The organism is Undibacterium pigrum (assembly GCF_003201815.1).
Classification (GTDB): Bacteria; Pseudomonadota; Gammaproteobacteria; order Burkholderiales; family Burkholderiaceae_D; genus Undibacterium; species Undibacterium pigrum.
Map to the genome: position 1 here is coordinate 515,169 of NZ_QJKB01000002.1, position 13,676 is coordinate 528,844.

A 13,676-nucleotide genomic window follows, 5' to 3' on the forward strand; every position below is an offset into this window, starting at 1 on the left:
AAATGCATTTCAGAATGATGGCTTCTTTACCGCATTCGCCTAATCGAAGCCCGCGCCAACTCAATCAAAGTCGCTTTTACCGCAGAATGCCGTGCAGGCAGAACAGCCTCTACCCCCATTGCGATCTGCCTCGCTGTCTCAGCCCGCGTATCCTCCAGTGCCTCATTGGCGACCAGCCATGCACGGACCTCTACAGCATCAGCAAAACCATTCGCGGCCATGGCGGTGCATGCAAAGTTGAGGGCGAATGACAATAGACAAATAGAATTTTTTCCGCATTTTGGCAGGCATCAATTAAAGCCTGGTTATCTTCGATACGCAAGTCATTGCGAAACCAATAGATAATGGTGCCTTGCGTGCCGGGATTTTGTAGATCGATATTCATTGCATTTATGTTCCGATTTCACCAGTCTAATTCTAACTGTGTGCTAACTGGTTTTTCAGGCACAGAAGGCTGGCGCGATGTACTGGAACTTTTTCTACGCGAGCCATGCTTTTCTAAAATGATTAAATTCTCTGGTTGCATATGTGCTTGTTTGCGCAAATCAAATAGCCGAGTCTTGGCAACGCGGGTCGCCAGTTCCAGATCTACAACAGGTTCAGTAATATCAACACCAACTTTGACACTACAAGCTGCCTGAACTTCAGGTGGCATGCGCCAGGGCTCAAACAACCACGTGTCAGGGACGCGCCGCATCACAGGCAACCAGCGACGCACAAAATGCCCATGGGGATCATGATCACCCGCTTGCTTGATCGGGTTATAAATACGAGGTACATTCGTCCCTGTTGTGCCTGATTGCATCTGCATCTGGCTCCAGTGTATGCCAGGCTCATAATCCAAAAACTGGCGTGCAAGCCAATGCCCTACTCGTCGCCAGTCCAGCCACAAGGGATAGGCTGCGACAGAAACCAGCATGGCCCGCATTCTAAAATTAAGCCAGCCTGTTTGCCGTAACATGGTGACACACGCATCGACCAGCGGCCAGCCTGTGCGTGCAGAAACGAGTGCATCAAAATGCGCCTGATTCCATTCCTGCTCACGCAGCCCATCATAACCGCGATGCATATTGCGGTATTCTATTTCAGGCTCGCTCTCCAGTTTTTGAATAAAGTGGCAATGCCAGTACAAGCGGCTGATGAATGCATCCAGGCCCTTTTTTTGCCGATCAGCCGTTGCTGGTAACTCTGCAAGTTTCTGCCGTGTGGCGTGCACGACTTCTCGCAAGCTAAGGCAGCCAAATGCCAGATACGGCGACAAGCGCGAACATGCCGTAGGTGCTGACAAGGGTGATGAAATCCCGCCGCGGTACTGATAACTACGTTCGCGCAAAAAACTATCCAGTAGAATCAAACCATTCTGCCTGCCGCCATGCTGGCGCTCAGGCGGATCATAAGGGTCCAGATGTAATTCTTGCAGCGAAGGTGGTAAGCGCGGCAGCGTAAGTGCGGTTGTCAATTGAATAAATTTTTCTGCGCTTGATTTCGGCAGGGGCAGGCAAGGCAAGTCATTATGCGCATTCCACCTGGCTTGCCAGTCATCTCTATTTTGCAAACGTCGTACCACACCAAACTGCGCAAATTCATGCCATTCAATCTGCTGGGTGCGACACCAGCGGCCTAATGCTTTATCGCGTTGATAAGTGGCATCATTGCCAGTTTCTTCGTGTGAATAAATAGCCGAGAAAGGCTGATGTGCAAAAATGTGTGCAAAGACCTCGGTGACTTCGCCCGTCAGGATATGCAGTTGCCCACCATTTTTGCGGAGTGCTGTGTAAAGCTCACGCAAGCTTTCCAATAAAAACTGGTAATGCTGATTCGCCGCATCAGCTTGCGTCCATAAAGAAGGCTCGACCACATACAAGCACAACACCGGCCCACGACTGACCGCAGTGTAGAGTGCGAGATGATCATGCAAACGCAGATCGCGTTTGAACCAAACGATGCCATATGTCATGCAGGCATTATATCAATGCCTGCTTATTTTATCTGGCAAGCGCAATACCAGCAGGGAGAACCTGCTACTCCTGTTTAGTAAGTACCAGTTTGCTCACATCAAGACCTTGTATCACCAGTCGTGCAATAAGAGCATCGTACTTTTCCTTGTCAACTTTCTTCGTGCGCGACAATATCCACAAGAACTCACGATTGGCTTCGCTGACGGCAGCCAGTTGATAATCCTTGTCCAGATCGATAACCCAATAGTCGCCCCATACCATAGGCAGGAAAGACAAAAACGCCGGAGCAAAGCGCACTTTCAACTTTGGTGAACTTGAATTACCAACCTGACGTGCCTCGCCAATAGCTTCAATGATTTCTCCACTACTACCCTGGCAGCGGTTCACAACCTGCACCTTGTCATCAGGCAATGCAGAATACGTAGCAGACGTGAATCCCACGCATTTCTTTTGGAATTTATTTTCAAACTTTGCGATTTCATACCATGTTCCCATATAGCGCGGCACATCCAGGGCAGCGATGGTGACAACAGGTTTGGCTGCAGCCATTGGCGTATCAGCTGCATTCGCGTGCAGGCTTAATGCAAACAATATCGCAGTGGTGATTACTTTTTTCATTACATACTCCAAATCATTTCATATACTGTAGCGGCCGCATGACTGCGGAGTAGCGAAAAATGGTGACAAATAGAGAGAAGCATACATGCCACTGAGCCTGACAATATACAGTTACCTGGCTATCTCGCGCAAAGGCCAGGCGGCGCTCGATATTCGGCTGGCATGACCTTGCATATGCTGCACACTGTTCACCTAAAAGTCATGCGCCAGCGCAGTGATGCTGCTGCGCAAATAAGCCCAGCGTCGTACCCGAGCATCGCGCTGCACCATAGACAATTATGCGTAAAGCTAAACACTTTGTTTGTTGGGTATCAAACATAAGAAAGCTTGATTTTGTAAGCATTTTTAATATGCAACAGCCACTCTTCCAAGCTACACAAGGCAATAGAAAAGCGTGGCTACATAGGCAACTCTACCAAGCCCACGGCCACGAAACCTGGTTTTTGCTTACCGCAACCGTTTAGTAGAAGCCCGCGCCAACTCAATCAACGTCGCCTTCGCCGCAGAATGCCGCACAGGCAGCAAAGCCTCCACCCCCATTGCAATCTGCCTCGCAGCCTCAGCCCGCGTATCCTCCAGCGCTTCATTGGCGACCAGCCATGCACTGATTTCGGCAGCATCTGCAAAGCCATTGGCTGCCAGTGCATCAAAGCCCTGCGGGTCGCGCTGGCGGGCCAGCAGCAAGGGGTAGGTCAGCAGGCCGGTGCTGAGGTCGGTGTAGCGGGTTTTGCCTGTGTCGTTGGTATCCGGGGCGAGGTCGATGATGTCGTCGATGAGCTGGAAGGCCAGGCCCATGTGGCGGCCGAAATGGGCGGTGGCGGTAACAGTGGCGGCGTTGCAGCCGCCTACTGTGGCACCGGCGCGGCAGGACCAGGCGAACAGGCCGGCGGTTTTGCCGTCGATGATGCGCAGGTAATCCTGTTCGCAGGCTTCCAGGTTGCGGCGGCCTGATAGCTGGTCGGATTCGGCGGCGATCATGGATTCTATGACTTCAAACAAGTCGTCTGCCAGGCCGTTATAGCCTATGCGGTACAGTGAGCGCACGGCGCGTGATACCAGCAGGTTGCCTGCCAGCACACCGGCACCGACGCCATATTTTTTCCATGCAGTAGGGTGGCCGCGGCGCTGGTCGGCTTCATCGATGATGTCATCGTGCAGCAGGGTGGCGGCGTGTATGGATTCGGTGATGATGGCGACCTGTACCGCTTCTTCTGACAAGAAGCGTCGCATCAGCATGGAGCAGAGCAGGGCGCAGCTTGCCCGCAGGCGCTTGCCGGACTGGAATAGCGAATCTGCCAGCACGCCATCGATAAGATGGCGCTGGTGGCTTGCGCCGTATTCGCGAAAATGTTTATCGGTCTGATCAAGCGCGCTGATCAAACGTGCGCGCAATTTATCGAGGTCGTCTGCCAGTGCCTTGTCATTGATGGAGCCGACGACATCGTTGATGAGCGTATTTACGCCGGATGTATTGGCCTGTGCTTCTGCTGTGCCTGATTTCGAGTCAGGCGTAGTGCTGGCCCATTTGGATACCGGTGCCACGCCCCTGCTGAGGTTGTTGATAAAGCGCATGGCCTTCGATTCAAATTCAGGCAGGCGTTGGTCCCAGCCCAGTTGGCGCACGATGTCGCCCGCCTTGACAGAATACTCGGCAACGCGGCTGGTCATGCCACCCAGCCAGGCCATGGTTTCGCCAGAAAATACAGGCACCAGGTCCAGCAGATGCGGCAGGCCTGCTTCAAAGCGCAGCTTGTCTATGACTTTCAATGGCGTCAATGCTGTCGGTTCTTCCAGCGGGAATAACTGGCAGCGTGCGGCACTCGATGCAGTCAGGTCAAGTATGCGGTTAACGACAAGGCGTGCTGATTCATTCGCGCTTTCCATCGTCGCCACGTCAGTCGTTGTGCGCACAAAATCACCAGCGACAAACAGGTTGCTGATACCTATATCCACCTCAGGCCGCGCCGCCCATGACCCGGCGGTGTTGACGAACAGCGGTGCATCGTTTTCCATACCATGCTCTGTCCAGCGCAATGACGGGTCTATCGAGCAGGCGATCACGCCAGCAGCTTCCAGCTCTGCGCGGTCTGCCGGTGCCAGATGGGCCAGGATTTGCTGCCAGACTTCTTCCTGTATTTCTGCTGGCGTGCAATCCTTGGCAGGTTTGCGTATGTAGTCACCCGGCGCATCAAAATCAGAAATGCAAACGCTCAGTATGCCGCACACGGTGCCATCGCCATATTGCTTAAGCCCGCGTGGCCAGAAGCGTTGCTGGCACAACGAGGTCAATGCCCACGGCGCATCCAGAAATATCGTATGCCCGTGATTGAGTTCTATGTCCTGACCCAGATAGAACAGAATGCCATTCATCCACTCGGTCTTGAGTTCATCAAGCCTGGCGAGGCTGGGTGCTCTCACCAGCATGTCTTCATTGCTGATGGTCTGCAAGGCTTCCAGCGGTAGCGCCAAAATGAAATGGTCGGCTGTCAGTTCTGTCCCATCGCTGAGTTGCAGCGCCTTTGCAGCATCGCCATCCCACAGCACATTTTCTACAGACACACCCTGGATAAATTCCACGCCCAGATGTTGCAGATGCGTGACCCAGGGTGCTATCCACACTTCACTGGTCGGGCCATTCAGTACGCGGTCGGCGCAACTGCGGTAGATATCGCTAAGCAGTTGTATGCCCACCACCACATTCGAGCGCGCGCTCATGTCTGCCGCACGGCAAGCCACCAGGGTGCGCGTCACCGCATTGATGACATATTTCTGATAAGCCTCAGAGCGCGACGGTGCCTGGAAATAATCCCAGGCCGAGATATTTTCAAACTCGCCAAAGCGGCGCTCGTCTGAACTGGTCAGCATGGTGAACACGCAGCGCACATAATGCAGCATGTCTTCACGCGGCACATCGACACCACTGCCCACAAACAGATCATAGAGAAAAGACAGCAGCGATGCCGCATCACGTGATGATGAACGCAACTGGTTGGGCACTTCCCAGCGCCCCTTCTTTGACAAGGCCAGCGTGCGCGAAGTATGCGCCAGATTGTCTGCCACGCTGCCATAAGAGCCATCTGCCAGCACGCAGGGTATGCGCGCCATGGTGTCAGGGATATGCCGGTAAAAGCCGGGAAAGAAGCGAAAGCCATGCTCACCCGGCAGCTCTTGCTGACCAGCACCGGCTGATCCCTCAACCGGAATACTGCGCGACTTGCCACCCGGCGCAGCCAGTGCCTCTACCACCGTCACCAGATAACCACGCTCCGCCAGCTCATGCGCTGCCGTCAAACCTGCAATACCTGCGCCTGCAATCAATACTCTAGTTTGCTTCAACGAGCTGTCTCCCGGGATGAAATGGCGGAGATGAACTCAACCGCAACCAACGGATATTATGCTGGCAGTCTGTTGGTTGTGGGCAAGCTAAGTGCGGGTGGCATAGCATTTGTATAAAAAAACAGACATTCACCAGTAACCAGCTTAGGCCGGGCTTATCCGCGCTATCGTCAAACCTTTCTCTTTTTCAGAGCCGCCTTGATTTCCCCCGCAGCAGCACAGCTCCCATTGCCAGATAAGCTCCAACCAAAAATAAATACAAAAATCCATTTACACGCTGACACATGTCAGATATTGTTTACACATGAAAGAAACCAAAGAAAATGCTCTCACAGGTGAACAGTTGCTCGAAGTGCTGGCGGCACTGGCCAACCCGCACCGCCTGCGCATCATTGCCCTGCTTGAGACGCAAGGGCGCAACTACATCAGCCAGCTCGCCCGCGAGGTAGGCATCAGCCGCCCCTTGCTGCACCTGCATTTGCAAAAGCTGGAGGCTGCTGGCCTGGTCACCAGCCAGATGGAGCTGTCACATGATGGCAAAGCCCTCAATTATTTTGAAGTATCCAGTTTCGCCATCACGCTCTCACCACGCAGCATCGCTGCCGCTGCAGTTTCCCTGAACAACAATCCAGAATCATAGAGGTCACCATGTCCCAAAATGTCTTTTTTGCGGCGTTCTTCTTCCCCGCCGCTGCCGCAGTCATCATCTTCTTCATGAAATACGTATCCCATGTCTTGCAGGCGCGGGTACGCCTGGAACAGGACGAAGCCTACCGTGCGCTCGCAACCCAGGCAGCCGCAAGCCAGGCTGAGACAGTGGCAGCACTGGCCACGACAACTGCAGCCCTGGCTGAGATACAGGGCAGGCTCGTGACGGTAGAAAAGATATTGCGCGAAGTTGAATAGCCGGGTTTTGCATCATCAAACCAGCGCACAGTCTTCGTCATTTTTATCTGCGTCGCCAGTCGCCATCAGGAGTTAAACAATTGAACCACCAGTCATCGTTTCACCTGCATGCGCTGAGAGCACAATATCTGTCTATTGCTGCCGGGCTTCCATTCACGTGCCCAGGCACAGAAAGTGCAAGATGAAACGAGTACTACGCTGGTTTGCCTGGAGCCTGCTGGGCTTGCTTAGCCTTATCGCACTGTGCGGTGCATTGTTCGCCTACTTCATTTATTCCCCGGCACCCGTTCGCCCAGCCTTGTCTGGCGCTGTGCAAAAAGGCAGCATAGAGGCAGGTGGCATCAAGCGTACCTACGTCAGCTATGTTCCACGCGACCTGCCCAAAGGCGCACCCCTGATACTGGTCATGCACGGCTCAGGCCAAAGCGCAGAAGACATACGCGTAGAAACCGGCTACGGCTTCGAACGCCTCGCCGACCAGCACGGCTTCGCCATCGCCTACCCCGAATCCTACAGTTTTGACTGGAACGATTGCGGCAAGATCGGCGACTACCAGGTCAATGGCCGCGACATCGACGACGTCGGCTTCCTCAACGCCCTGACCGATAAACTCATCATAGACCTGGGCACAGACAAAAACCGCGTATTCGCCACCGGCGTATCCGCAGGCGGCTTCATGTCACTACGCCTGGCCCTCGAATCCCCAGCCCGCTTCCGCGCCGTAGCCGCAGTATCCGCCAGCGTGCAAGTCCCACAAAATTTCCGCTGCAAACCCGCAGGCACCGGCGGAACCTCAGTGATGATCATGAACGGCACCAAAGACCCGCTGGTGCCATACAACGGCGGCGAAGTGAACCTGCTAGGCCTGTTCTACAAATGCGGCGACGTACTCAATGCCCGCGCATCAGCACAATATTTCGCCGACCTGAACAAGATCACTACTGCCCCAGCGGAACAAACGACGGCAATATCAGGTGTCAATGTGGGGCAGGTAAGCTGGAAACGCGATGCCAGAACTGAAGTTGAACTCGTCACTATCCACGGCGGTGGACATGGCTTGCCACAACCCTATTATCGCCGCGCCCGTTTGCTAGGCCCATCGCCGATGGCACCGAATGGGGCGGAGATGATTTGGGAATTCTTTGAGCAGCAAGGGTGGTAAACTTCTTCTAGTTGACGTTAGGAAGCTATGCAATTTTTTGAGTCATGGCGACGTTGATTTTCTTTGCATAGCATAAATTGAATTTCATCTTTACTTCGAAATACTGCTTTGAAATTTAAAAATAGTTGTTTTCAATAACCTTCCATTTGAATAAATTCTGTCAGTTGATTTTTGACTTTCTCAATTTCTGAAGAAAATCTATCTCTAGCCCCTTCAACCAATTGAAGTGCAAAAAATGTTTCTGCGTAATCATCTGCAATTTCTTTTACTCTTGCAAAACCAATTTCCTGTACGTCGATTATTGATACACTTTTTCCTTCTGCAATGATCTGATCATGCACATTGCGAGCCCGATTTTCCAGCATCGCTTTTGAACAGTATCGCTTTACATAGCCAACCGTTACTCTATGAAACCACTCAGTTGCTGTGACGCAAAGAAATTCTCCTTCATGAAGCTCGGTTTCGTTAAGTGCAGAAAAAGCTTCGAGTACATCGAGTGTTTTGAATAATTCTCGGTAAAAATCTCTAAATCGCCCTAAAAGCTCTGGCCCATTAGTATAGCTACTAGGTCCAATTAACATTATGCAAGGTGCAGTCTGTCCCAATAGCAGCTCAGTAACAAAGTGCCCTCCAAAACACGCAGCAACACAAATAACCAAGTTCATTTTTGTTGCAACATTAAGTGGGCCAAGGAGTACCCTTAGTTCATTCCATCCTAGTTCTGAATTGTCTGAAAATACAATGCCTGACGCATCCTCATCGCCATGAGTTTCGATATGAAGTATGGGAATATCATTATTTTCTTGTGCGATAAGAATTAACTCTCCAATGAGTGTCCTAAATTCTTCTGCATTTGAAATTTGCACAAGTTCTACCGACGGAATACCAGTATTGTCTTCGTTCAGAGCTGTTAGATAGTTTTGGAGTTCCTCGCCTGATGCAAACTCCTCTTTCGGTAAAGACTCAATAATTATAATTCTTGAGAACTCAAACCCATACATACAAATTCTCCATTCAAATGCATAAAGGTTGTTATCTTTCAGGAGGAGCTTTTAAGTAAAGCAAACCTTATATATATTCTTTAAAAGGCAAATCACTGGTAAGAGCCTGGCCAGGGGTAGCCAACCACTGCCATAATTGTTCTTGATTTAATGCACCTTCACACAATCGAAGTAGCGCCTCACCAAGATCATGGCTTTCAACTACACTAAGGCGACCACAATTAACGATAACTAAGGGGACGCTAGGGTCTATTCCGGGATGGCATAAAGTTACACAAAACGTGCCTCCATGGCCATGTATTTCAGACGCGGACAATACCTCAACGGCTGTGTTGTAATCAACCAGTTTGTCACCTTCCTTGGTTTTAAGTTCTATTATCAATTGAGGTGAATTTTTCAACTTTAAGAGATAATCAGGAGCACCCGTTTTACTTTTATCGTCAAGTTTTTCGAAATCTATTTTTAAAAAATTTAACACCTCTTCAAAAGCGACTTCGAATTGCGTCCCTTTTGTTGCGTAGTACTGTTCAATTAAATTGAGCTGCTTGCATCGGTTAGCTCTCTTATATTGTCGCTCAGCACCACGTTGTCGCTGCTGAATTTTCCAATCACGGCAAGTATCTCTTAACCAGTTGGCCTTTTCAAATGGGGATGGTTTTATCTTACTAAATACTGCGGCACGAATAGAGTCAGCTTGAGATGAACCAAGCATTATCATTTCTGGAGAAAAATAGCCATTAGCTTTTAAATCCAGAATTTCATGTCGTTGTAATTTAAATTTTGATTTTGCGATATTCAAAGATGTCATCCACAAGACGTCATCTGGCAAGCCTACATTCAGTCGAAAACTTAATCTGCGCAAGATCCTGGGTAATTTGGCTAACGCTGACAGATTTACATTTGTATTTTGAAGAATTTTAGGTCGAAGGATTGGAGGAACTCGTTGATCAGATGCAGATGCAGCAAGTACAGACAGACCTTGTAGAGCCCAGCATAAATTTCTAAACATATCACGTAGCATACCCGCACTAAGATATGGTAGTGTTCCTTCCAATTTTCTAAGCTCGTTGCCATTCATCCAGTCACAACTGAGCTTCGCGCCATTTACTGGGGTTATATCTGCTTGCCAAACGGGTTCGGCCATGTCGGCCGCGTACTGACTGGGGTCAACTAAAATAGTTTTCTCTAAGGGGAAAGGCAAAAAGCGGGTCGGGTGTTGACCGTTCATTGAACGAAACTCTGGACTAGAGAGACAAGCATGAAAAAGCAAAAATGCAAGCTTGGGCATATCACCTTCTGAGGAGCTACTAGGCAAACATTGAACTAATGAATCTACTTTCGATACTAGATACTTTAAAAGATAAATGCATGTTGTTGGTAATAACCCGCTATATCCAATTGCTTTTCCAACAGGGGTGGCACTGAGCTTTCCTGCGCTAGTCAATACTAAAAGCCCCTCTTGCAATAGAATGGTGACTGCGTAAGAAAGCTTTTGTGGCCATAATGCAAAAGATTTTTGATTTCTTTCGGCTTCTCGAAGTGCGCTTAAAGTGGTGCACAAGAGGTTTTCTAAGTCTTGTTGAGATGACGCTAATCCAGAGGCAACAAGCTGTAGCGCCAATTGCTGGAATTTCTCTGGAGTAACGCGAGGCTCTAATGCGGGAAGCTCTCCTAGATTCAAATAACTGCGAGCTACACGAATGTCCATTTCCTTCTCCGCAAAGAAAATGATTTTTCCTTGCTCATGTTCAAAGCCCATCCTCCCAACTCGGCCAGCCATGTTATGAAACTCTGCTGCATCTATTGGTTCATGAATTTTTTTATCGCTATTCCAGCGCTTCCAGCTTGCGAACAAGGCTGCGCCTAAAGGAAAATTAACACCAGCAGCAAGAGTTGTTGTTGCAAATACCACATCCAATTGGCCACTAATCAAATGCTGTTCGACGATTTGTCTTTCCTCGTCGGTTAAATCGGCATTATGGGAAGCGACGCGGTACTCAAGTGTCTTAGCAAGAAAATCACTGGCTGCCGTCTCCGGGAAACCATCGAATGCTAATGAAAGTTGGTCTTGTTTGGGGTGCTTGATAGCCTGCAGGAACGTCGTTGCTAAGTCGTACGTATCTTGCTTTCTCATGCAAAAGACAATAATTGGAATTGGAGGTTTGGGGCACTTCAATAAGGAAAGCAGAATTGGAATAAGCTTAGGCTCAATGTTTTTTGGAAAAGGTAAGTTTTCTTTTATTTCCTCAGGGTGCTGTGAACTGCAAACTGCTATGTTTTTTTGTGTCCAACATTCATAACGTAAGTGTTTCTCTCTTGCGTTTTCAAGTACGAGTTTAACTCCCAACCAGTCTGCAAGACTGTCTGCGTCTTTCGCTTGAAGTACAGCAGATAATCCAATAAATTGCTTCCAGCCGGCATTTCTAAGCAAAGTTAAAAGAATTTCGACGCTTTGTCCTCGATTCTCGTCACCGATCAATTGGATTTCGTCACACACTATAACTGTGCTAGTCAGATCACTAGGTACACCGGAAGCAGATAGCATAGCTAAATATTTTTCATAGGTAGCAACTAAAAGAGGAGCGCCAAGGGGTTCTTTCGGTACTTCTCCATCAGAATCTTCGACGTAGTCCCCTGTAGCAATAACTAAGGCCGAGCTATCATTTGCTAGATAAGTAGGCAAAAGCAAGGTTTTAAAATCATTGAATTTTTGCGTAGCCAGTGCGCGATGAGTAACCAAATAGACAGTGTTACATCCTGCTTCCAAACTTCTTGCAATTCCCCAGAGTGCAATCTGTGTTTTTCCCGTAGACGTAGGCGAAACTACCAAAAGGCTCTCACCTTGACCAACGCCCGCATCTAAAGCTGCAAATTGTGCGTCGCTTAAGGCAGGTTTATCACCATCTTTGAAGACTAGATGCTGTATGGTTGTACTGGATAACCCGTGATTACTAGGTAGTTCAAATTTCATCGCTTTCTCCTGAGAGTATTGGGCAACCGTTGATTTCCAACCATACCTAGCAACTTTTTACGACCTAACTTTCATGGTTATTATGAACTTATATAGTTTTAATGATATTAAATATTGTTAAATGTTTAATATTGTTGTTTTATGATTTTCAGAAAAATATGATCGATTTGTCGAAGGCTATTTCATGCAAGCAAAAAATAATGGGCCAGCTATTTAATAGCTGGCCCATTATTTTGGCTGTTCAATATATGAATGTGATTTCAGTGAATTTGAGAAATCTTTTTCATTTTAGAGAAACAATTTTCACTAATTCTGAAACCTTCATCAAATCAGGCAACATCAAACGTCAATATTCCCCGCCCTCAACGCATTCGATTCAATAAACGCCCGGCGTGGTTCTACGTCGTCGCCCATCAGGGTCGTGAAGATCTGGTCGGCTGCAATCGCGTCTTCGATCTGTACTTTGAGCAGGCGGCGGACTGTGGGGTCCATGGTGGTTTCCCAGAGTTGGCTTGGGTTCATTTCGCCCAGACCTTTATAGCGTTGTTTGCTGACGCCGCGTTGTGTGGCCATAGCAGGACCTAGCATTATTCGTGCACAGCGATTTTTTTATTTTTTGACTACATATCCGATTAGCGCGTGGCGTTAAATCTGGCCGCGATCTCTTGCTTACTCTTCCGCAGCAAGACGATTTCTGATGGTGTTAACATCCTCGGTCCGCGTAAGGTACCTTGCTTCTGATTGAGTAAGGCAGTCGAAACCGTGACTGAACTTGTTTCGCCACCAGTCTTCAAAGTCTTTTCCATGTTTTGCCCTCAATTCTGCCAATTGCTCTTGTGTTGGTGTAAGTATAGCTGAATACGGTTTCCCGGTTAATACGGTTGCTCCGATGACTGTGCCGCCTGCTGTCTCTATGAATCCCTTCATATTTGCGAGTGTGCCACCTTGGCCTATGAAATCATCGACGAGCACATAATTTGCACCTTTAATAATAGCACCGTCAAAAATTGCTTGCCTGGCCATACGAGCGAAACCATTTGCGCCTGTATGTCCGACGACGTTAATTTGCACTACGTTGCCATCAGTCGGTATGTCTAATCTGCGTCCTAGTTCATCAGCAAATGCTTCTGGTATGGCATTGACGCCATCTTTTTCAAATGCGTGAGCTGAGACAAGGATGGCTTGGCGTCCATGAATCAATTCTTTGAGCTCTGCCACTGCTTGGTTAGAAGTGGTTTCTTTGACTAAGGTAAAAGCAGCATCTGCGTCACCCGCTTTAGCATCTTGGTAATGGGGGTGCTTTTTTACCCGTGATTCTTCTGCGTGCAGAATCGCGGGAGGGAAATTTTGCCACGGAGTACGGATTGGGATGTTCGCATTCATAGCATTAATGTAATTTACCTAATATGATAAGGAAAGCTGTTTAATGGATGAACACAAAAAAAGCCAATCAAGAATGATTGGCCTTTTCGTTTTACTGCATAGACATCAACTACCTCAAACGTCAATATTCCCCGCCCTCAACGCATTCGATTCAATAAATGCCCTGCGTGGTTCTACGTCGTCGCCCATCAGTGTTGTGAAGATCTGGTCGGCGGCGATCGCGTCTTCGATCTGTACTTTGAGCAGGCGGCGGACTGTGGGGTCCATGGTGGTTTCCCAGAGTTGGCTTGGGTTCATTTCGCCCAGACCTTTATAGCGTTGTTTGCTGACGCCGCGTTCGG

General features: G+C 49.0%; 10 protein-coding genes and 2 pseudogenes. 3 read left to right on the plus strand and 9 right to left on the minus strand.

Going from position 1 to position 13,676, the window contains the following annotated elements; all coding sequences use genetic code 11:
* Positions 1 to 190 precede the first annotated feature (190 nt).
* The 4 genes from DFR42_RS09265 to DFR42_RS09280 all read right to left on the minus strand — a co-directional run bounded on the left by DFR42_RS09265 (position 191) and on the right by DFR42_RS09280 (position 5,912).
* On the minus strand, positions 191 to 385 hold the full coding sequence (locus DFR42_RS09265; protein WP_110254672.1) for a deoxyribodipyrimidine photo-lyase: 195 nt from the start codon (positions 383 to 385) through the stop codon (positions 191 to 193).
* A gap of 18 nt (positions 386 to 403) precedes the next feature.
* On the minus strand, positions 404 to 1,957 hold the full coding sequence (locus DFR42_RS09270) for an FAD-binding domain-containing protein (protein ID WP_110254673.1): 1,554 nt from the start codon (positions 1,955 to 1,957) through the stop codon (positions 404 to 406).
* Between the two features lie 64 nt (positions 1,958 to 2,021).
* Positions 2,022 to 2,576, minus strand: coding sequence for a lipocalin family protein (locus DFR42_RS09275; RefSeq protein WP_110254674.1), 555 nt, complete (start codon positions 2,574 to 2,576; stop codon positions 2,022 to 2,024).
* A 447-nt stretch (positions 2,577 to 3,023) separates the two neighbouring features.
* On the minus strand, positions 3,024 to 5,912 hold the full coding sequence (locus tag DFR42_RS09280; protein ID WP_110254675.1) for an FAD-dependent oxidoreductase: 2,889 nt from the start codon (positions 5,910 to 5,912) through the stop codon (positions 3,024 to 3,026).
* A gap of 304 nt (positions 5,913 to 6,216) precedes the next feature.
* Between DFR42_RS09280 and DFR42_RS09285 the strand changes: the two genes are divergently transcribed.
* The 3 genes from DFR42_RS09285 (at position 6,217) to DFR42_RS09295 (ending at position 7,980) form a co-directional block, all read left to right on the plus strand.
* The gene (locus tag DFR42_RS09285) at positions 6,217 to 6,552 is read left to right on the plus strand and encodes an ArsR/SmtB family transcription factor (RefSeq protein WP_110254676.1); all 336 of its coding nucleotides are present in this window, start codon (positions 6,217 to 6,219) and stop codon (positions 6,550 to 6,552) included.
* A gap of 8 nt (positions 6,553 to 6,560) precedes the next feature.
* Entirely contained in the window at positions 6,561 to 6,818 is a 258-nt protein-coding gene (locus DFR42_RS09290) for a hypothetical protein (RefSeq protein ID WP_110254677.1), read from the plus strand.
* Positions 6,819 to 6,999: 181 nt separating this feature from the next.
* A complete protein-coding gene (locus DFR42_RS09295) occupies positions 7,000 to 7,980 on the plus strand; it encodes a CE1 family esterase (protein ID WP_110254678.1) in 981 nt (326 codons plus the stop codon).
* 131 nt (positions 7,981 to 8,111) lie between these two features.
* On the opposite strand, the gene DFR42_RS09300 is transcribed toward DFR42_RS09295, so the two are convergent.
* The 5 genes and pseudogenes from DFR42_RS09300 to DFR42_RS09330 all read right to left on the minus strand — a co-directional run.
* Complete coding sequence (locus DFR42_RS09300; protein ID WP_110254679.1) at positions 8,112 to 8,981, minus strand: hypothetical protein; 870 nt, start codon at positions 8,979 to 8,981, stop codon at positions 8,112 to 8,114.
* A 67-nt stretch (positions 8,982 to 9,048) separates the two neighbouring features.
* Entirely contained in the window at positions 9,049 to 11,952 is a 2,904-nt protein-coding gene (locus tag DFR42_RS29505) for a DEAD/DEAH box helicase (RefSeq protein ID WP_211324214.1), read from the minus strand.
* Positions 11,953 to 12,291: 339 nt separating this feature from the next.
* Positions 12,292 to 12,516, minus strand: a pseudogene (locus tag DFR42_RS09320) (hypothetical protein); the annotation flags it as partial.
* 105 nt (positions 12,517 to 12,621) lie between these two features.
* Entirely contained in the window at positions 12,622 to 13,335 is a 714-nt protein-coding gene (locus DFR42_RS09325) for a phosphoribosyltransferase (RefSeq protein ID WP_110254680.1), read from the minus strand.
* A gap of 114 nt (positions 13,336 to 13,449) precedes the next feature.
* Positions 13,450 to 13,676: pseudogene (locus DFR42_RS09330) on the minus strand (hypothetical protein); the annotation flags it as partial.